Here is a 20206-nt window from a genome sequence, read left to right as displayed (position 1 = left end):
ATTTTTCAAAGTTTCGAGGTGATAAAAATAACCAAATCAATAAACATAAACACATCTGAAAATAGGATGTTTTTATATGAATATTTAGTCAAACAGGCAATTAGAGAGAATATGACTGAAACAGAAGCAGAAGACTTCGCATCTCATTTGATGGTGAAACGTTCAGAAGATTTATTCACATATCATGGATTGGCTTGGGAATTAGGTCAGAAAAATCTTGAGTTCTTCTGTTTATTTTTCCTTCAAGATACATTTAGAGCGGCTGATACGTCAGAAATAGCTCCTATTCATAGAGAGATATGGGAAGACATTGAAGGAATGCTTTTGCGTAATACACATGATAAGCAATCGTATATTCTTCCGAGGGGAACAGGTAAAAGTGCCTTCGCAAACTTACCAGCTGTTTCTTTTTCTGTTGCAAATCAGCTTAGAATTTTCACATTAGTATGCTCATCGACTGGTGACCTTGCTGAAAAGTTTATTAAGCAAATCAAAGAAGTTTTTGTAGGCAACGTTTATATTGAGTCGTGCTATGGCAAGCTTTTAGATCCCACAAACAAAAAATACATCTGTAATTCTTCGCAACTTGAGTTTACAAATGGAACGATGGTTGAAAGTATCAGTAGTAAAACAGATATGAGGGGTAGGAAGTATGGAAACACTCGAATTGAGTTAGCCATTTTAGATGATTACCAAAACAATGACGATTGTGCTACGGATGCAAATAGAGAGAAAAAATGGAGTCGTTTTTCTTCAGATGTTAACTTTGCGTTCCAAAAACCACAATTTGATGAAAATGGAAAAATGGTTAGACAAGGCGGCATTATGATTGGATGTGGAACAATTCAGCATCCAGAGTGTTTCTACAGTAGGCTTCAAAAGTTAGCTACTTGGAAGGTTCGCAAAGAAAAAGGGATTCTTGTAGATGACATTGATGAATTGTTTAATTCTGGTCTATGGGCTGAATTTAAAGACATTCTTTCAGATTCTAAAAATGAGAACAGGCTGCAACATGCTAAAGAGTTTTATTATCAAAATGAAAAGGAAATGAAATTTCCGATTCTGTGGGAAAGTTACTGGAAACCATTAGAAATGGCTCTTGCCTATTATGAAAACCCAGTTGCATATAACCAGGAAGTCCAAGGTGTTATCACCTCTACTGGGCAAAAGAAATTCAAAACTATTATTACTGAATCTGCTGAGAAAATTGAAAGTCATGACTTTGTTAAAACCATGCTCTCTATTGATCCAGCAGGGACAAGAAACAAACAAAAGAAGAAAAAAGACTATTACGCTTTTGTTGTAGGTAGTATCTCAGATATGAATATCAAATACGTTCGTAAAGGGAATGTTTTTAAAGGTGAGTATGAAGATTACATGGCTCACACATTGAAGCTGCTTAAGCAATATCCTGACATTACTTTTGTCAACATTGAGAAAAACGTATATAACGGAGCGGATGTAATTCAGCTTCAAGAATTAGTTAAAAATGATCCTGAATTATCTGGAAGAAATATCGAATGGTTGAATAATGCTGTTACTAAAAACAAAGATGACAGAATCAACACTATTGTCGGTGATGTGAATATGGGAAGAATCATTTTTAATGAAGAGGATGAAGAGGCTATCCAACAACTTAAAGATTTCGCTGGAGCGGATTTCTCTGCTTATGATGACTTTCCTGATGCAGTTGCAGAATGGTCTAAAAGAATAAATGAAGTAGAACAGATAGGGTATGTTAAATCAATCCCTAAGAGCTGGTTCTTCTAAAGAGGTGTATGAGTATTTTTGATAAAGAAGAAATTATAAAAAAGCTGCTTGATGAATTAAAATTGACTAAACCTAATTATGATAAAAAGTGGCGGTATTATAACGGTGATCACGACATTCTTCATAAACGTATTGCAAATGACCCAATGAAAAATGATATGAGGGTTTATTTTAACTATTGCAGGAAGATGGTTCAAAACAGTGTGGGATATTTGTTGGGTAAACCAGTTAGTTACAATTCTAAAACTGACAACAAAGAATTTCTAAGCTTGATTGATTACAACTTTAATACATGGGAACACAATCATAACATTAAATTAAAAATTATATCTTCGATTAATGGTCATGCTTATGAGGTTAGCTTCATTAATAGCGAAGGGGATTTTCAATGTGCTGTATACCATCCATCTGAAATGATTGTGCTTCACGATAATTCTGTTGAAAATAGGATTACTTTAGCTGTTCGAAAATATAAAGTGAAATTTGATGACAGTGAGTACATTGATGTCTGGGATGACACCCATTTTCGAAATTATAAGATTAATGGTGGTACTTTTGAACTTTTACAAGAAAAGCCACATAGGTTTTCTCGTTGTCCAGTAAGAGAACTAAAGAATAACGATTCTAAGAAATCTACATTTGAAGATATTATGAAGATTATTGACATTTACAATGCTATCCTGTCGGTGTCAGCTCAAGAAATCATGGATCATCGTAACTCTTATCTCGTGTTTAAAAACTGTAATATTACAATGAAAGACGCTAAAGAGATGCGGGAAAACGGTATTATTCAGTTGCCTAATCCAAATTCTGAAGTGGAGTGGCTTACAAAAGACATTAATGCTACTTTCTTAAAAGACGTACTTCAATTGTTTCAAGATGAAATTTACGCTCAAAGTCATCAGGTAAATTTAAATGAAAATTTCCAAAGCAACACTTCTGGAGTAACAATACGATTGAAACTCCAAGAGCTTGAAAATCAGTCAGCAATCAGTGAGTCAGACTTTGACCAGTTGTTAAAATCAAGGCTCAAACTTTTCTGTGAATATTTAGCGCTTAAAGACATCCAAAATAGGAAGTTTGATTATAAAGATATTGCTATCTCCTTCACACGAAATGTCCCAGTTGATGATGTTGCCAATGCTCAAATGGTAGCTACATTGAATGGAATAGTTCCTCATGAAGACCTTCTATCTCGATTATCTTTTATCTCAAATCCGTCTGCATCGTTAGAAAAGCTACAAAAACAACTAGAAAATAGCAAAGATACGACATCTGGTAAACCAGATGTTTTAGTAATACCAGCACATGAAGACCCTGTTGAACCGACAGGGTTTTAATTATGCTTTAAAATCGGGAATCCTGCGAGTGGTTAGGGCGGGGATGTATGAATGTGGGTTAGACATACAACAAAATAGACTTTATGGCGAGTACATAAAGGCAAATTATACGGAGTGATACATATGAATTTAGAAGAAGTAAAGCAGTTCCTAGAACAACAAAAAGAAACGCCAGAAGTGAAATCATATTTAAATGAGCTTTCTGCTTTATCAGAAGATAAAGTCAAACAGTTCTTAGACACTGATGGTGGCAAAAAGGTTCTTCAACCACGTTTGGATCAACACTTTACAAAAAGCTTAGAAACGTGGAAAACTAACCATTTGGATGGGCTAGTTGATAAAAAAGTTAAAGAACTTAACCCGGCCAAAAACCCACTTGAAATCCAAGTTGAAAGATTAGAAAAAACTCTCAAGATGAAGGAGATCAAAGAAAAAGCTTTAGAGAAAGCTCACCAGGATGGCCTACCTATTCAATTGATTGACTTTTTTCTAGATGAGGATTCTGAGAAAACAGAAACAAATCTAGACAATTTTAAATCTGTGTTTGACCAGCATTTACAGAGTAAGACAAAAGAAAGGCTTAAAGAAGGTGGGATTGACCCTAAAGGAAGTCCGCAACCACCAAAAACATTTACTAGAGAACAACTTCAAGGATTGACTCAAGAACAATATAAAGCTAATGAGGAAGCTATCGATAAGCTTCTTTCATTAAATTAAAAACTATAAAAGGTTAAGGTGAATTAAATAATGGCGTATGAAAATTTTATTCCTGTTGTATGGTCAACTAAATTAAACGAAGCTTATAAAAAATCCCTGGTTTTTGGTAATCTAGTCAATACAGATTATCAAGGTGATGTTAAACATGGTAATACGGTTAAAATCAATAGTTTTGGTAATGTAACTATTGGCGATTACGATGAAAATGGTGTAGGAGAACCAGAACAAATTGTTGGAAGCCAGACTGAACTCAAAATTGATCAAGCGAAATACTTTAATTTTAAAGTTGAAGATATTGATGCAGCTCAAGCTAATATCAATCTTCTAAGTGGGCAATTAAAAGAGGTTTCATACCAGCTTGCTGATGTAGCTGATCAATTTATCGCAAATTTATACACTGGTGTTGATCCTAAAAACACTATGGGAACAGATGAAGATCCTATGAGAATTGATTCTCAAAATCTATATAATAGATTGGTTAGTCTTAATGTGAAACTTTCTGAAGCTAACGTCCCTAAACAAGGCAGATGGGTTGTTCTTCCTGAAGCTGGTCATGGGCTATTACAAAAAGATCCCCGCTTTACTAAATTCCCTGAAGTTTTATATGACGGTTATATTGGCAATGTGGGTTCGTTAAAAGTTTTCACTTCTAATAACTGTCCTACAGTAGGGGACAATTATAAAATTATCGCTGGTCATAGTTCTGCTATCTCATTTGCTTCACAAATTGACAAACTTGAAGCTTTTCGACCGGAAAAGTTTTTTGCGGATGCAATTAAAGGTCTGCAAGTTTATGGAGCTAAACTTGTTAAACCTAAGGGTATTGCTGTTCTAACAGCTTTATTCATAAGCGAAGTATAAAAAACACAAGAGGGGGAATCCCCCTCTTTTTTAATAATTAAAAATAAGGGAGTATGAATTATTTGTGGATTCAAAATAAAGTTACAGGATTAGTATGGAATGTAACGGAAGAACATTACAATTATTTGATTAAGCAGTCTGATTACGAACAATACATTTCAAAAAAGAGCAAAAAAACCAAGACCAAAGTTGAAGAGAATGAAATGGTAGGTAAAGACAATGAATCAGCTTAAAGATTTTAAGACTTTAATTGATGAAGAAGTTGAAGATGCCGTTTTACAGCTTTATATCAATGATGCGGAAAACTTCATCCTAAATCATTGTAATTTAGATGAGGTTCCTAATCGATTATATTCAGCCCTTCTAAATATCGCAGTTTTTAAATTTAGACTGAGAGGATACGAAGGAGTCAAAAGAGAATCTATGGGAGCTGTCAACGAAACGTTTCATGAAACGATTCCTGCCTATATTATTAAAGAGTTGGATGACTACAATAATAACAATCAAACAGTTAAGTTGCTGTAAAAGGCCATATCATGAATTTTAAAAAAATCTTCTACAAAATAGATATTGAAACTGTCCCAAGTGGAAAGATTAACGAGATCACTGGGAAACCAATCACGGAAAAGGTAGAGAAATATACTCCATACAAATGCGAATTCCAGCCTTTAGACGAGAAGATGTATCAGTCTGCATTGGGAAGATTTCCAGATATCACAGACTTGCTAATTTGTCGGCCTTTGAAGTTTCTGCAAACAGGCGCAGAGATAGTGTACAAAGACGTTAAATATGAAGTTCTTTACCGTCCCAGGGATTGGGGAAAGCATATTGAGGTATTTGTGAAACCGAAAAAATAATGAAAAGAAACGCTTCGACTACATTTTCGAGGTGTTTCTTTTTTTTATTTTTGTTTTATTACAAAAGGAGATGTAAAAGTGAGTGAGCAATTAAAAATTATTGTCACACCAATGGCTGACACCTCGAAAAAATCAGTCGATCAAATAAACAGTCAAATTAAACAGTTGCAAGGCAAAGTAAATGGTCTTAAATTAGACATCAATTTTGGTAAAGATGTCTTAAAGAGTCTTGAAAATATTTCAAAGCGTTTTTCAGAAAATCGACGTAGCTTAAAAGATTACAACACAACAATTAAAGAGTATGAGACTGTTTTCAAAAATGCAGATGGATCAATTAAAACAGTCAATCAGAAAATAAAGCAAAATGGAGAAATTCACGAAAAAACCCGAAAAGTCATTGATAATACAACAAAGAGTCTAAGAGAAGAAGCTAAAGAAATAGCGAAGCTTACTCAACTTACGGAGCGACTTGGACAAAAACAAAAAGAAGTAAACAAAACTGATGGCTCTGGCAGAAGAACAGGAAAAGTCGAAAAGTACAAAAACGGCTTTGATGATGTAACATACGCTTCGGATAAAAATGGCTTAAAGTCTGTAAAAACTGTAACTAATTACGACCAGCAGCGAAAAGCTGTAGATGCGTTACATGATTCTTTGGAGAAATTGCGCCAAAAAGGAATAGTATCAGATGTTACTTTGACATCTTTAGGTAAGAAGTTGAATCTTGCTCAAAGCGCACACGAAATTGAAGCACTTCGTGGGAAAATAAAGCTTTTAGATGATAAGTCAGCAGCAGTAGCCAAGACTCAAGAAATACAGCGTCAAATTCAGTTATATCAACGGCTTGCTGCAGTTAGAGCCAGTAAATTAACATCCCAATATGGTTCGTCTATAAGTGATACAAACTCACAAGCAATTCAGCAATATCTTTCTTCAGTAAATGCGTTAACAAGTCGAACACCAAAGCTTCAAAACCAGATGCAGAGCTTAAATGTCCAGTTCAGAGAGCTTTCAGCAAATGTAACTAATTCGGCTCAGAACATTAATACATTTGGCGGTAGGTTAGGCGAAGCATTTGCAAGGATGCCAGCTTATTTAATTACTGGATCTATATTCTTTGGTGCAGTTAGCGGCTTAAAAGCTATGGTCGATAATGCTATCATGCTTGACTCGAAAATGACTGAAATCCGAAGAGTAATGGACGCTCCTGATTATAAGTTTAATGAGTTGTTGCAGCGTTCAATTGATCTAAGTAATGAACTGTCTAACAAAGTTGCTGATGTCCTTACAATGACATCTGAATTTGCCAGACAAGGTTATAAAGGTGACGAACTCCTCTACCTAACTAAAACCTCTCAAGTCCTTCAAAACATTTCACAACTTCAACCTGAAGATACCGTTAAGGCTCTTACTTCAGCTATGGTCAACTTCGGTATAGCTTCAAAAGATTCTCTCAAAATTTCTGATGCTTTAAACGAAGTCGATAACAACTTCCAAACATCTTCATTAGATTTAGCTCAGTCAATGCGTAAATCCGCAGCGGCAGCAAAAGTTTATGGTGTAAGCATGGAGCAGTTACTTGGATATACAGCAAGTATTCAATCAAGTACAAAAGAGTCGGGTAACGTTACAGGGAACGCCCTAAAAACAATTTTTGCTAGGATTCAAACGAACAAACAAGCAGTATCAGCTTTAGAAGGAATAGGAATAGCCGTTAAAGATGCAGGTGGAGAAGCTATACCTGTTGCGGATATCTTAGAGAAATTAGCAGGAAGATGGAAAACGCTGTCTCAAGCTCAAAAGCAACAGCTAGGTATTACAATCGCTTCTCAATTCCAAAATACAAGATTCTTAGCATTAATGGAGAACTGGGAAACAGCTACTAAAGCAACTTCAATGGCCATAAACAGTCAAGGTAGCTCGATGAGAGAGCAAGAAAAATATTCTCAATCATTAGAAGCTAGGTTAAATAATCTCTCTAATAAGTTTGTGGAGCTTTCTGAAGCTGCAAGTAGGGCTTTTATTAGTGATGGTCTAATTGCTGCTACAGATGTATTAGGTGACTTGTTAGCTGTAATATCAGGGGTAGTCAATTCCATTGGATTTCTCCCTACGGCTTTCCTAACAGCTAATGCAGCGGTATTTGCGTTTAGTAAGACAGCTAGAGCTATGCAGACGGCCTTAGTGTTTGGTGTAGGTGCATTGAGCGCAAGTCAAAAAGCTTTATTAGGCGTTGAAGCAGGGATGTCTAGAGCGGCACTAGCTACAAAGGCTATGACTGTAGCATGGAGAGGATTAATGTCTGCAACAGTAGTTGGAGTAGGTTTGGTTTTGATTGGAGCAGTTTTAGAAAAGATTGTGGGAGCTTACTCAGACGCTAAAAAAGCTAGAGAAGAATTTGAACAAACTCAAAATACAAATATTGAAGCTCTTACAGTCAATAAAGATCAAACAGAAGAACTAATCAAGAGATATAAGGAATTAGATAAATCTAGACGTGATGGTGGCCTTACAACAACAAATGAGCAAGAGTATCTAAAAATAACACAAGAGTTAGCTGACATGTTTCCTGCTCTTGTGGACGGTGTAGATTCAACAGGAAGAGCACACTTAGTTTCTGCTGAACGAATTGATAAAGAGACTGAAGCCGTTAGAAATTTAATCAAAGCAAAAAAAGAAGAAACTAAAGTTAAAGCTTCCGACACTGCTCAAGATTCGATTAACAAAATCAAAGATTTAAATAAAGAATTAGAGAAGAAACAAAAAGATTTAGACAATCCGTTTGTATCTGATAATGCCTTCATTAATGCAAAAGCACCTATATCTAAGACAGATATTGATAAAGCTAAAATCAAAACGGAAATGGAGTCCATTCGTCAGCAAGTAGTAAGCGCTTCTTATGAAATGAAAGATAAGATCATTGAAACTGCTGAAGCGTTTAGCAAATTAACAATTAGTACGAGTTTAAAAGACCAAATTAAGCAGGTTGTTGATGCGCTTAATATTGATGAATTGACTGATCCTAAAGATGTTGAGCAATTTGAAAAGAATTTAGGTAGGATTCAAGATGCATTACAAAGAGCGTTAGATGATAGTGATTCAGGTGGGTTTGAAAAAGCTAAAGAAGAATTAGATGCATACCTGTCTAAATACCAGGTATCAGATTCAAGCATTGATATCATGAGTATCAGCATGGACAAGTTAAAAGGTGTAGTTAATGACACTGCTATTACCTATGACGAATTTGGGGATGCGGTTGACGAAACAGGCAATAAAGTAGCTGATTTAAGCAGTCGTCTTAAAGAAGTTAAAGGCGATATTGAAGCTACGGCTGATGTGCTGAATCAATTAGTTAAATCTGGTCAAGCCACTGCCGCTATAGAAGCTTTGCAAGGTGAAGTATATGATGACTTAGCTGACCAGATGTCTCCTCTCAATGATCTGTTAGAAAAAATGGCTGAGGGTAAATCTATTTCAGCTTCAGAAGCAATGAAGCTTATACAGAAAGAAAAAGGTTTATCAGAAGCTATCTCCGTTGAAAATGGTGTAGTAAAAATAAATCGTGATGCAGTTGTAAAATTAAGAAACGTTAAGCTTAAAGCATACAATGACATGCAACAATCGGTTAAACAAGACCTGCTTAATCAAGCTAATGCAACTGCTAAAAAGATTAAAAACTATGGTTTAGAAGTAAAAACAATCCAAACTGTGGCCGATGCCCAATCTAATTTAGCTTCATTAAAGAAGAAGATTGATGACGGTGGAGCTAGAAACCCTACTGAACTGTTAGAGATGGATAAGGAATATGGTGAAATGTCAGATATCACAAGTCAGCTCGAAGACTTGGATAAGATGTCTGAATTGGTAAACTCCTCATTAACTGAAGTCGGTACATCTTATGAAACAATGTCGGACTCAGCTGATAAAGCCTCAGAGTCTACCAAAAATTCGATTTACGTTGCAGACAAATATAAAGAAGCATTAGAGCGAGTCAATAAGCAGATTGAAGAACAAAACAGAAAAACTAATGACTATCCTAAATGGTCACAGAAATATCGTGATTCAATTAAGAAGGAAATCAAGGCGTTAGAACGGAAAGAAAAACTTCTCAAGAGTCAGATTAAGCTACTTAAAGAGCAAATTAAATCTGGCTACATCGCTCAAACGGGCATAGTTGATTCTTCTTCATCCTACTCCCCTTCTAGCTCTTCATATTCTGCTTCAGGTGGTTCTTATTCAGGTAAGTATTCAAACATTATTAATCAAGCTGCAAAACAATACAATGTACCAGCTGCGTTAATTGCTGCGGTTATTAAGCAAGAATCTAACTTCAACCCTAATGCTCGTTCATCGGTTGGAGCAACTGGTTTAATGCAACTTATGCCTGCTACAGCTAGAGGTCTCGGAGTTAAGAATTCTAGAGATCCTTATCAAAACGTAATGGGCGGTACCAAGTATCTTAAGCAAATGCTTGATAAGTTTGGATCGATTGAAAAAGCATTAGCTGCATACAATGCAGGGCCTGGCAATGTAACGAAATATGGTGGCATCCCTCCTTTTAGTGAAACTAAGAATTACGTTAAAAAAGTAAATAGTTACTTTAAACAAATGGGTGGATCACTATCTTCTAGTGGTGGATCGGCTGCTGGTTACTATGACTCAATGAGAAGAACATCTCACTTTGGTCAGCAAGAAAAAGGTTTACGCTCTGCGCCTCATAAAGGTTTAGACTTAGCTGCTAATTCAGGTACTCCAATCAAGTCTCTTAAATCAGGTAAAGTCCTCACTGCAGCATACTCTAAATCAGCTGGTTATTGGGTTGTTGTTCAACAAGATGACGGCACAGTTGCTAAGTACATGCACATGCAAAAAGGACTCAATGTCAAAGCTGGGCAAAAGGTTCAGGCTGGCCAAACTCTCGGTAAAATGGGAAGCACTGGTCACTCTACAGGCACTCACCTTCATATGCAAATTGAGAAAAATGGTAAAGCGATTGATCCTGAAACATATATGCAACAAATTGGCTCTGACTTGTCTAGCTCTGAAGCTGAACGTCAGCAAGCTATTTCACAAGCTAAATCTGATTTATTGGGACTTGAAGGCGACCTCTCTTCTGTTAAAGACCAAATTCAAGATTTGCAATATGAGCTAGTCCAATCTAAGCTTGATGAATTCGAAAAGCGTAAATCCGATTTAGAGTTGAAAGTTGCTCAAAACCAATCTAAAGCTAGTCGCTATCTCAATGACAGTGCACAGTTTAGAAAATACACAAATGAGCAACGTAAAGCAGTTGAAGCGCAACAAAAGATTCAGAATCAAAAAGTGAATTGGATCAACAAAGAGTTAAAGCAGAACAAACAGTTAAACGCTGCTCAACGTGATCAATTACGTGAAGAATTAAAGCAAGCTAAACTTGATCTCATCAGCATCAAAGATCAGGTTTATGAACTGCAAGCTACCATTGTTCAATCTAAAACTGATCAAATTCTTAATAATATTGATAAATCAGTCAAAAAGACTGAATCAAAACTTAAGAATGTTGATATTAAGATTCAAACAACTGAAGAAGACAAGGATAAAGTTAAATACTATAGTCAGCAAATCAAGCTGATTCAGCAGCAACAAAAAGAAGCTGCTAAGTACATCAAAGAGCTTGAAAAACAAAAGAAAGCAGCTAAAGGATTTCCTGAAATCCAAAAGCAAATATCGGATGAGATTTCTTCTTGGAAAGACAAACAAAAGGATTTCAACTTAGAGCTATACCAAACCAAGAAAAGCATTAAAGATATTTACAAATCGCTTGCTGATGAAGTCGTCTCCATTTATAAAGAGATGTACGAAAAGATGCGTGATATTGAGCTTGAAGCTCATCGTAAAGCTACTCAAGATATCATTGATGGCATTGACAAGGAAGACGATGAAGCTAAGTTCCAAAAGGATTTAAAAGATCGCCAGGAAAGCATTCAAAAGCTTTTAGATCAGATAAATCAATACGCATTAGATGATTCAGAGTTTGGTAAGTCAAAGGTAAAAGAACTTACTGAACAGATGCAGAAAGATCAACTTGATTTAGATCAATTCTTAAAGGACAGGGAAAACTCCAAGCGTAAAGAAGCGCTACAAGATCAACTTGAAAAAGACGAAAAATCAATAAACACAAAATATGATGATCTTGTTGCTGACGAGCGCGGATTTAAGGATTTAGAAGGTAAATTGATGAACGGTAAGATTAGTGATATCAATAAACAACTTTCTGAGTTTACTAAATTCATCAATTCAAACATGGAGTCAATTGGTAAGTCTATCTCTAACAATTTGATTGATAAGCTTAAAGAGGCTTCAAATGCTTTAGGAGTTGTTGTTAAGGGTAATACAACTGGACAGAAGATCGCTCGTTTTAAGACTGGTGGATCAGTTGGTAAAGTACCAGCTCAAGGTGCATTAGCTATAGTTGATGACGGAGAAATTGTCCTCAATAAGCAAGACTCAATCAACATGCTTAAAGCTGTAGAACTGCTTAGAGAAACAAAGGTAGAAGATCGAAGTATGGGTGCAATAGCGAAGAGCTACGAGTCAATAAGAAGTATGTTTAATAACGTTGTATCTTCAGTAGCTATCCCTAAACTTTCTGTTCCAGGGTTTGGAGTGTCAGAGTCTAAGAATGTTACTAACAATTATTCAGTGAATATGCATATCGATAAAATGGTCGGTGATGAAAAAGGGGCTAATAATGCACTGCAAACAATTCGCAAAGGATTAAAGCAAATGAAAGGTAAAGTATAAGAGTCTGTTAATCAGGCTCTTTTTTTACCATCTAAAGGAGTTGTAATAGATAAAAGATGAATCTAGGCGAATTCACTTTCAAGCCAGGTAAGCTTAAATTAGAGCTATGTAGAACAAATAAAAAGAAGATCGCAAATATTGTTGATTTCTCGAATGCTTCAGCCAACCTAAATCATGCTACTATTAATGATCTAACATTTAATATCCCTCTAAAAGCTAGATATAGTGATGAAATTAAACCGAACCATGTTGCTCAACTTATCAGGGAATGGTACTTGATTAAGGCCACTTTCTTGAACCGTACAGAATACTATGTAATTGACAGTATTACAGATTCCAGTAGCCAAGAGAAATCTGAGATTCAGGTTAATTGTCAGCTCACTCCGTATATGCTAAACAAACCAAAAATCAGGCAATATGAAGGTATATCAAAAAACCTCCAAGAAATCGGTGAGGTTTGTCTTAAGGGAACTGGTTGGACTGTTGGAGAAGTTGAAAGTACGCTTAATGAAAAAAGACGATCATTTTCAATTGGATCAATTACATCAAGGTTTGATTTTCTAAGAAATATTTGTGAAACATTTGACGCTGTGCCTGTTTTTGACACTATCAATGATAAAATATCCTTCTTTGAAAAGGACAGTATATCTAAATATAAGGGTGTTAAGATTTCATCTCATAACTTTATGATCGATATGACAGACACACGTAGTATGGACGAAGTAGTGACAAGATTACATGTCACAGGAAAAGATGGCATTGTAATCAACTCTATAAATCCAACAGGTCAAGGTTACTTGGATGACTTCAGCTTCTTTTTAAACCCTTTTCAACGTGACGATAAAAGAAATGTATTGAAGAAAAGTGCTTACATGAGCAATGAGCTTTGCCATGCTCTATTAGACTATAATGAACTTGTCGACCAAGAATCCAAAAAGTTCAAAACAATGTTGGATGACAAAAAGAAAATCGAAGCCAAAAAGACTTCTCAAGAGAATGAGCTATTCGTTCTTAAAAACCTTGAACTGCAGCAAATCTTAGATCGAATTGAAGTGGTTAAAGAGACTGAGGGAGACACTAAAGATCTAATAAAGCAAAGAGATGCGAAGCAAAAAGAAGTTGAAACAAAAAATAATGAAATCGATAAAACCATTTCTGAGATTTCCACGTTAAACAGTCAAATTGAGCAGCTTAGAAAACGACTGGATATGAGCAACTTTCTTGGCGAAGATATGTCCAATGAGTTGTCCAAATTTATACTTGAAGATGAGTGGACTAACGATAACATTTTTGATGAAACGGAGCTATATGAAAAAAGCTACGAAGAGCTGGAGAAACGGAAATCACCTCCTATCGACATTAAGACAAACATAGTTAACCTATATAATGCAGTAAGTGAAAAAGATTATTGGGATAGGATTTCATTAGGTGACATAATTAGAATTCAAAACAAAGAATTTGGCACTGAGTATAGAGCTACTTTAGCTGGGATGAGCTTGAATTTTGATGATTCCTCTATATCAGTTACTATCACAAATGGAAAAAAGGCTAAAGAAGAGGATGACTTCATTCAATTGTTTTATAAGGCTGATAAAGCATCTACTGAATTCAACACTCGTAAGATTGATTATGATAAGTTGGCCACGAATTACAACGCACGTAATGACCGCATTTCTACACTGCCATCTCCTCCTACCATTAACGCAAAATCTGTATCACACAAAGTAAATGAAAATGGTTCCGTTGATATAACAGTGTCGTGGAATTATCCAACCTCAGATGAGGATAAATACAATATAGACGGTTTCATCGTGCATTGTTATCCTGATACATCCTCAGACACCTACCTGTTCGGTGCTTCACTAGCTAAAGAACAGCGTATCTCTGTTAGATATGATAAACGCATAGCTACCTTCACATCACAAGTTCCAACAAAATATTTCACCTTTGGAGTACAAGCATATAGAAATGTTGAAACTTCTATTAGTTCAAATGGTGTTTTGTTATCTGATATAGTTCAACCACAATCACCGAGTGAGAATCCTTACCGCCCATCTAATACTGTTGAGGTTAAAGGTAAAGTAAACGGAATACGCCAGATTTCTACACCTGAAAAGCCTTCTAGTCCAGATGTCAACACTCTCTGGATTGATCCTACAACTAATAAATCTGAATTGTATGATGGCGAAAAGTGGATTGTTCAATCTGCTGGTAACGCAGACTCGTTAAACGGGATAACCACTGCTGCACATGAAGCACCTAATACCATCCCTGTTAGAGATGACAACGGTGTGATTTCAGCATCTATTTCAGGGAATGCAATGAAGCTCGGTGGCTTAGAAGCGACTGAATATGTGTTGAAAAGCGATGTCCTAAACAAAGCTGATTATATGAGTGGAGAATACATAGGAGATGGAACAATAGGGAGGCAGATCAATTTAAGCTTCACTCCTAACACCGTTAAAATCTATTCCACTTCAATAGAGGATAGCAGCTTACATATAACTTTGAATTCATTCGGGTATATAAACCAATTAATAAATGGAAACTTGATTCTGATAGGCGGGACTGATGCATATGGAAGCATAGGTATAAACCTGTTTAAAACGGGAGCTGATAATCTTTTACGAGGCAATAAATTAAACGTGAAGTATTTATGGGAAGCATGGGGATAGGGTGACTCAAGTAAAAAGATAGTCCTCTTGAAAAATCGAGAGGACTGATTTGTTTATTAGACTAGATTATATTTGTGCATAAACCTCTCAAATACTTTATAGAACTCTTCAGATTCCATTATTTCTTCTACGTGTTTTTCAATTTCCTCTTCAGTTAAATCTGTAACAACCTTATAGTTTTCGATTGATTCCCTTTTCTTTTTTGACTTGTTTTTGTGTTCGTTCATATTCATCACCCTCTGTAAACTCATTTTCCATACGGGCTTCTTTTATGATTATGTTTGCTAATTCTTGATAGAATTGATCTTCTGTAACAAGGTCACCGTATACTTGAGGAAAGATTGCTATTGAGTAGGGCTTACCTGGAAAAGTTAATGTCTCTGTCGTATTCTTCTTTGCATGTTCAAAGATTTCCTTCCAATTTCCTCTATTAGTTTTGACCACGATAAAACTCCTCTAATTAATTTTATAAAATTAATAATAAGAAGAATAGAGGAGAGGGTCTATATGTAAATGATGGTATTAAAAAAGACCTTCAAATGAAGGCCATTAATTGAATTTCTTTTTTAATCCATCCATCATATCTGCAGCATAAAAAGATTGTAAAAGTTCATCTACATTGATTTTTTTATCCTTCTTGCTTAGAAATTGATTGATGATCTTTTCATATTCTTCTCTAGTGTTTCCTTCAATTTCTGAAAGGTTTAAATCCTCACCAAAGTGTCTAATGAACGCTAACCTTGTTATATCATATGCCTTTTTGTCTTCCTCTTCACAACTGCAAAATGCTCCTGAGAGAGTGATGAGGAATTGAACGTCTTCATCGTCTAAACCATTGGCTTTTTGGAACTGAATGAATTGATTTTGTGACATATACAGTCACCATCCTTTTATCTAAAGTATGAGTAGATCAGCAGTGAGAACAATGTATTCAACAACAAGTCCGATTGTATCAGCTACACCTGAGTCTATATGTTTTTTAAGCTCTGCAGAAACAACCTTTCGAGCCCTGCCAGCTGCATTTTTTGGAGTATCAATAATTTTTTCTAATTCTTTAATGATCTTGTTTGCATTTTTGACAGTACCATTTACAGCTTCCTTTCCAAAACGTTGCTGTAAAACCCATTTTGCCCAGTCGTTATTCACTAAGCCTTTAATTACTTTGATTGCTGCCTTAATAGCCGCACCCTTAGGGCCATTTGTAGTAGCAAGTGGATCATTGTTAGCATTCTCAATAGCTTTAAATGCTTGAAGCAAGGCTTCTTGTTTTTCTAATGGTACATCTCTTAAAGCAAGTTGTTTTTGTAGCTCAGTAGGATTGATAGTTACTGCCAAATCTTTTTTCTGTTCGATCTTTTCTGCTGCATATGTAGCTGTAGTTGGAATAAATACTGCTGCTGATACGAGAACTAGCAACATCTTAACAAAAAACTTTTTCATTGGAATACTTCCTTTCTAATCATTTTTCAATAGTGAGGATATCACAAAATGAAATGAATTTTACATAAATTAGAAGAAATAGTATTTAAATCACACATATTTTGTCTTTGTTTTATTTGATTTGTTACTAATTTCTTACATCTTAAAAAGGGCATTTTTACACATGAAAAAACCACCTACACATCAATGTAAGTGGTCAATTGTCTATCTAATTTTTCATTTATCTGGTTGAATTCATCTTTTACTTCATCACTGAATTCAACAATATTGCATTCAATTTCTTTTAATTGTGCTGAAAGTTCTTGAATAGCATTTAGAATTTGTTTGGTCATTTCAATTCACCTCTGACCAATTATAATACTGCTCATTTTCTTCCAGCTTGGTGATTGTGGATTTAATTTCTTTCACATCTTGTTTAATGATTGATACGTCCTGAGCCAATTGTTCAATCAATTTGAATAATTTTTCGTCCATTTTGCTTACCTCTAATTTATTTGTATCACCATTGCAATTGTTTTGTTTAACGAATTTCAAAAAATAAAAAGCAATATTTTTGCTTTAAGAGTCATTAGAATCATCTTCTGCAATGTAAAGTAAATCCTCAATTTTTATATCCAAGGCTTCGCAAATCTTGCCCAATGTCTCACGTTGGTATTGTTTAGCAGTGTTATTGTAAAACCTTCTAACGGTTTCGAATCTTAGGTCGTTTCCGAAGGCGAAACCCCTAATTGATAAGCCTCGTTCATCTAATATTTCTTTCAATCTTGTTTTAACAATTTTAGTCAACAGTTTCACCTCCTTTTTGATTATAACAAAAAACAGAATCCAAAAGTGGATTTTCTTCAAAGGAGACTACAAAAAGGTGTTGACACCTTTCGGGTGTTGATTTATGATTAAGTCAACAACAAAAACGTGTCAGGGAAGGAGAGTTAGGTGAACCATATCACAATCGTTCAAACCGAATTCAACACACAAGAAATTAACAACCTTTACTCAGCAATCATCGTTAAAGAAGGTTATGCAGTAGGAGAGTGTGATGGCCAGATTGTTTTAGCTGAAATCACTCAACGAACTGACGGTAACTACGATGAGGGAACGATCTGGTATATAGGAAGAAACGTTCCATATGCAGACTTAGAAACGCTTGCTGAGGTCGTTACACATCTATTGAAACAGATAACACTGTGGGAAGCATTGACCGATTTGAGGATATTAGAACCGAAGAATCAAGAAACTGAATTTGATTGTATTATCCTTGATCCAACCAAACCAATTACAAAGGGGAAATGAACATGTTAAACAAAGTTAATTCAAACTGGAAGCTATCTGTAGGTCAAAGAGTACAAACGTTATACGGACTAGGAACAATTGAAGAAGTACATAGCAATGATCAATATGGAGTCGCTGATGACGAGTACAACATGCTTGATATTTATGATCGTAATGAGTTAGCTGTAGTGGGGTTAAATTAATGGGGAAGATGTTTAGAAGGTTCATGGATGAGTTACTGTTTGTAACAATCATGAGCTTAACAGGAATATTCCTATTGCTCATGATCGTCATTTCTAGCTGATTAGAAAAGTGTTGGCGCACTATCTAATCTGATGGGTTGGTACAAATCCCATGATACCAGCCCATTCTAACTTATTTTTAATCTATATTCAATATTTCGCATTATGACCTCATTTAAACATAGGTCGTGCATTTCTTGAGGTAAGTAAAGTTTACCTCACTTAACTAAATAGAATCAGTCTATACTCCTGGATCAAGGTGTTGTCTTTAGTGATGCCTAATTTAAGGATGAGGCTGTCGTGGAATGCGCTAACACACGTTAAACTTGAAAGGGTAGTGACTCAGCCGATGCAAAAAATGAGGATAGGATACCACTGTGCTTCCCTATTTGCACATGTATCTGAAAGGCGAAAGCTGCCATTAAGTGCTGTACGAAGGATGGGTGTATCGTTTCTGACGATGCAGGACAAGCCACAAGTAGGATCATCCAAAAATGGATGCTCTGAAACTGTTAGGGACACTTGATACAGTAGGCTTGTTTGGGGAATAACCAACGGCAAATAGGGTGATACATACGGATACCATAAGCTTGATACACTATCAAGAAAATCAGTCGCCTGTCTGAGTTTGTTTATTTTTTTACAAGCAAATTCAGGCAGACAACTTGTCCAGCCGTTGTCCATTGCTTTCAACCTATCAAGCCAAAAAGCAAACGACAAGTCAAGACTAATGGTGGAAAAAGTAATTGTGAGGTCTTACATTTGCCAACTATAGTAAACCAATAAATGTATTAATACTTCTTTCAGTTAAGAAAATGTGTTAAAATAACCAAAAAAGGGAAAAGGTATTTGTAAGTGAGCAAAGTCATAGGGAATATAAATAGGAGAATGTTCCATGGAACAACGTCAGATGAATTCCTGTCTTTAGAAAAAGGAGTAAAGTTATCCTGCTGTAAGACTTATTCTGATTTTGGACAAGGATTCTACTTAACATCAAATTTCAAACAAGCATCGATACATGCCGATAAACTTTCTCAAAAATCATTTGGTGAAGATGTTTCCCCAGTAGTGTTTGTTTATGAAATTAATTTAGAAAAATTTTATAAATATGATGGACGCAAGATGAATAAAATGGATACAAGTTGGGCAAAGTTTATTTATGAAAACAGATCAAAAAACAGGGAACCACTTCAACACTATGATTGGGTATTTGGGGGAGTTGCAGACGGAAGAATAGCCGATGAAGTTTGGCAGCTGGATAATGGAATAGGCACTATTGCAAATTTTTTTAAAAGCATAAATAAATATCAATATTATAATCAATTATCAATTCACAATCAGGAAATTTTTGATTATAATATAATTACTAAAAGTAGGGTGGTGATTGCTCATGAACTTGACAATGACTTTATCGTCCAAAAAAACAGATAAGCAAGAAAGTCTGGGATTTCCTTTGTTTAAAAAATTAATTGTTGATGACTTAGTAAGCGATTATGGATTTAATAAGTATGAAGCGACCGAGATTGTCTTTTCGGACAAAGTAAGCTCAAAAATAGACAGTGATATAGAATGGGCTCAACACATGGGAACTGAATATTGGGCTAAACAAATCAATAGATACTTTAACTAATCCGCATTTTTGCGGGTTTTTTATTGTGTATATAAATAAATAATATTCTCCAGCATTTTTATCGCAAATACGAATAGCATTGCGAAGGATTTAAGCTACACCCTATCTGTATGATATGAACACTATGACGGTCACCACTATCATTTTAAATGAGGGTATTAAGCAGATGCCTAAATTGAACTCAGGAGCTAGACTAACCTATAGTGGGGATCTCATAAATACCTACCGTCATTTGAAATGACATCAGCTTATATCAAAACGCAAAACTTCGTTATGATTATATGCATTTTTGCTCTCAGTCGTTTAAAACTACGGTATTCTTTCCATTTAATCTAAACTCCCTGTATAATTAAGGAGATGAAATTAGGAGGATTACGAGTGAAGGTTCTTAGATTTGAATATGAGAATAATAGATTTGAATTATACGGAATGTTTATGGACGATCTTTCAGGTATGAGAGATGATGATATTCAAAGAGATATGTTGTTTAAGAGTAAAAATATAGTTAAAGCTGCTTTGGGCTTTGAAGGTTATTTGAACCAAGAATATTTTTCAACATACGAAGAAACCAATTCTGTGTATTGTTCATACACGTTTTGAAAGAATAACAAGATAAGAAGCG

20 protein-coding genes are annotated in these 20206 nt (G+C 35.3%); 14 read left to right on the top strand and 6 right to left on the bottom strand.

What is annotated here, in order from left to right; all coding sequences use genetic code 11:
* Positions 1 to 111: 111 nt before the first annotated feature.
* From C6Y03_RS01015 to C6Y03_RS00980, 9 genes are all read left to right on the top strand, one after another.
* Positions 112 to 1770 carry a hypothetical protein gene (locus C6Y03_RS01015; RefSeq protein ID WP_223260711.1) on the top strand — a complete coding sequence of 553 codons (1659 nt, stop codon included), beginning with the start codon at positions 112 to 114 and terminating at the stop codon, positions 1768 to 1770.
* Between the two features lie 8 nt (positions 1771 to 1778).
* On the top strand, positions 1779 to 3110 hold the full coding sequence (locus C6Y03_RS01010) for a phage portal protein (protein WP_106038697.1): 1332 nt from the start codon (positions 1779 to 1781) through the stop codon (positions 3108 to 3110).
* 123 nt (positions 3111 to 3233) lie between these two features.
* Entirely contained in the window at positions 3234 to 3827 is a 594-nt protein-coding gene (locus tag C6Y03_RS01005; RefSeq protein WP_106038696.1) for a DUF4355 domain-containing protein, read from the top strand.
* A 30-nt stretch (positions 3828 to 3857) separates the two neighbouring features.
* Complete coding sequence (locus tag C6Y03_RS01000) at positions 3858 to 4688, top strand: P22 coat protein - protein 5 domain protein (protein ID WP_106038695.1); 831 nt, start codon at positions 3858 to 3860, stop codon at positions 4686 to 4688.
* Positions 4689 to 4750: 62 nt separating this feature from the next.
* The gene (locus C6Y03_RS19070) at positions 4751 to 4921 is read left to right on the top strand and encodes a hypothetical protein (protein ID WP_189318305.1); all 171 of its coding nucleotides are present in this window, start codon (positions 4751 to 4753) and stop codon (positions 4919 to 4921) included.
* On the top strand, positions 4908 to 5213 hold the full coding sequence (locus tag C6Y03_RS00995; protein ID WP_106038694.1) for a head-tail connector protein: 306 nt from the start codon (positions 4908 to 4910) through the stop codon (positions 5211 to 5213). Before C6Y03_RS19070 ends, C6Y03_RS00995 begins: the two co-directional genes overlap by 14 nt.
* An 11-nt stretch (positions 5214 to 5224) precedes the next feature.
* Positions 5225 to 5545, top strand: coding sequence for a phage head completion protein (locus C6Y03_RS00990; protein WP_106038693.1), 321 nt, complete (start codon positions 5225 to 5227; stop codon positions 5543 to 5545).
* A gap of 78 nt (positions 5546 to 5623) precedes the next feature.
* Positions 5624 to 12328, top strand: coding sequence for a phage tail tape measure protein (locus C6Y03_RS00985; protein ID WP_106038692.1), 6705 nt, complete (start codon positions 5624 to 5626; stop codon positions 12326 to 12328).
* Between the two features lie 56 nt (positions 12329 to 12384).
* On the top strand, positions 12385 to 15003 hold the full coding sequence (locus C6Y03_RS00980) for a DUF7359 domain-containing protein (protein ID WP_106038691.1): 2619 nt from the start codon (positions 12385 to 12387) through the stop codon (positions 15001 to 15003).
* A gap of 171 nt (positions 15004 to 15174) precedes the next feature.
* On the opposite strand, the gene C6Y03_RS00975 is transcribed toward C6Y03_RS00980, so the two are convergent.
* The 6 genes from C6Y03_RS00975 to C6Y03_RS00960 form a co-directional block, all read right to left on the bottom strand.
* Positions 15175 to 15447, bottom strand: coding sequence for a hypothetical protein (locus C6Y03_RS00975; protein WP_106038690.1), 273 nt, complete (start codon positions 15445 to 15447; stop codon positions 15175 to 15177).
* Between the two features lie 105 nt (positions 15448 to 15552).
* Positions 15553 to 15876 (bottom strand): hypothetical protein, encoded by a 324-nt coding sequence (locus C6Y03_RS00970; RefSeq protein ID WP_073979946.1) that lies wholly within the window; start codon positions 15874 to 15876, stop codon positions 15553 to 15555.
* 21 nt (positions 15877 to 15897) lie between these two features.
* The gene (locus C6Y03_RS00965) at positions 15898 to 16443 is read right to left on the bottom strand and encodes a hypothetical protein (RefSeq protein ID WP_106038689.1); all 546 of its coding nucleotides are present in this window, start codon (positions 16441 to 16443) and stop codon (positions 15898 to 15900) included.
* A gap of 176 nt (positions 16444 to 16619) precedes the next feature.
* A complete protein-coding gene (locus tag C6Y03_RS19065) occupies positions 16620 to 16775 on the bottom strand; it encodes a hypothetical protein (RefSeq protein ID WP_008343973.1) in 156 nt (51 codons plus the stop codon).
* A gap of 1 nt (position 16776) precedes the next feature.
* On the bottom strand, positions 16777 to 16917 hold the full coding sequence (locus C6Y03_RS19060) for a hypothetical protein (protein ID WP_189318304.1): 141 nt from the start codon (positions 16915 to 16917) through the stop codon (positions 16777 to 16779).
* Positions 16918 to 17001: 84 nt separating this feature from the next.
* Positions 17002 to 17238 carry a helix-turn-helix domain-containing protein gene (locus C6Y03_RS00960; protein WP_223260720.1) on the bottom strand — a complete coding sequence of 79 codons (237 nt, stop codon included), beginning with the start codon at positions 17236 to 17238 and terminating at the stop codon, positions 17002 to 17004.
* Between the two features lie 138 nt (positions 17239 to 17376).
* On the opposite strand from C6Y03_RS00960, the gene C6Y03_RS00955 reads away from it, so the two are divergent.
* The 5 genes from C6Y03_RS00955 (at position 17377) to C6Y03_RS00935 (ending at position 20184) form a co-directional block, all read left to right on the top strand.
* Entirely contained in the window at positions 17377 to 17733 is a 357-nt protein-coding gene (locus tag C6Y03_RS00955) for a hypothetical protein (RefSeq protein ID WP_106038688.1), read from the top strand.
* 2 nt (positions 17734 to 17735) lie between these two features.
* Complete coding sequence (locus tag C6Y03_RS00950) at positions 17736 to 17915, top strand: hypothetical protein (RefSeq protein WP_106038687.1); 180 nt, start codon at positions 17736 to 17738, stop codon at positions 17913 to 17915.
* A gap of 894 nt (positions 17916 to 18809) precedes the next feature.
* Positions 18810 to 19385 (top strand): DUF3990 domain-containing protein, encoded by a 576-nt coding sequence (locus tag C6Y03_RS00945; protein ID WP_142393296.1) that lies wholly within the window; start codon positions 18810 to 18812, stop codon positions 19383 to 19385.
* Positions 19345 to 19584, top strand: coding sequence for a hypothetical protein (locus tag C6Y03_RS00940; protein WP_106038685.1), 240 nt, complete (start codon positions 19345 to 19347; stop codon positions 19582 to 19584). The genes C6Y03_RS00945 and C6Y03_RS00940 overlap by 41 nt, the downstream gene beginning before the upstream one ends.
* 378 nt (positions 19585 to 19962) lie before the next feature.
* A complete protein-coding gene (locus C6Y03_RS00935; RefSeq protein ID WP_106038684.1) occupies positions 19963 to 20184 on the top strand; it encodes a hypothetical protein in 222 nt (73 codons plus the stop codon).
* Positions 20185 to 20206 lie beyond the last annotated feature (22 nt).

The sequence above is a fragment of the Bacillus sp. LNXM65 genome (genome assembly GCF_002998575.1).
Classification (GTDB): Bacteria; Bacillota; Bacilli; order Bacillales; family Bacillaceae; genus Bacillus.
The sequence above is the reverse complement of the archived record's forward strand: the minus strand, read 5'-3'. Positions and strand labels throughout refer to the sequence as shown.

Excerpts from the sequence above, each read along its gene's own strand:
- C6Y03_RS00970 (WP_073979946.1), bottom strand. The coding sequence starts at position 15,876 with ATGTCACAAAATCAATTCATTCAGTTCCAAAAAGCCAATGGTTTAGAC.
- C6Y03_RS01000 (WP_106038695.1), top strand. The coding sequence starts at position 3,858 with ATGGCGTATGAAAATTTTATTCCTGTTGTATGGTCAACTAAATTAAAC.
- C6Y03_RS01015 (WP_223260711.1), top strand. The coding sequence starts at position 112 with ATGACTGAAACAGAAGCAGAAGACTTCGCATCTCATTTGATGGTGAAA.
- C6Y03_RS19060 (WP_189318304.1), bottom strand. The coding sequence starts at position 16,917 with ATGGACGAAAAATTATTCAAATTGATTGAACAATTGGCTCAGGACGTA.
- C6Y03_RS00995 (WP_106038694.1), top strand. The coding sequence starts at position 4,908 with ATGAATCAGCTTAAAGATTTTAAGACTTTAATTGATGAAGAAGTTGAA.
- C6Y03_RS00950 (WP_106038687.1), top strand. The coding sequence starts at position 17,736 with ATGTTAAACAAAGTTAATTCAAACTGGAAGCTATCTGTAGGTCAAAGA.
- C6Y03_RS00940 (WP_106038685.1), top strand. The coding sequence starts at position 19,345 with ATGAACTTGACAATGACTTTATCGTCCAAAAAAACAGATAAGCAAGAA.
- C6Y03_RS01005 (WP_106038696.1), top strand. The coding sequence starts at position 3,234 with ATGAATTTAGAAGAAGTAAAGCAGTTCCTAGAACAACAAAAAGAAACG.
- C6Y03_RS01010 (WP_106038697.1), top strand. The coding sequence starts at position 1,779 with ATGAGTATTTTTGATAAAGAAGAAATTATAAAAAAGCTGCTTGATGAA.
- C6Y03_RS00965 (WP_106038689.1), bottom strand. The coding sequence starts at position 16,443 with ATGAAAAAGTTTTTTGTTAAGATGTTGCTAGTTCTCGTATCAGCAGCA.
- C6Y03_RS19065 (WP_008343973.1), bottom strand. The coding sequence starts at position 16,775 with ATGACCAAACAAATTCTAAATGCTATTCAAGAACTTTCAGCACAATTA.
- C6Y03_RS00990 (WP_106038693.1), top strand. The coding sequence starts at position 5,225 with ATGAATTTTAAAAAAATCTTCTACAAAATAGATATTGAAACTGTCCCA.
- C6Y03_RS00980 (WP_106038691.1), top strand. The coding sequence starts at position 12,385 with ATGAATCTAGGCGAATTCACTTTCAAGCCAGGTAAGCTTAAATTAGAG.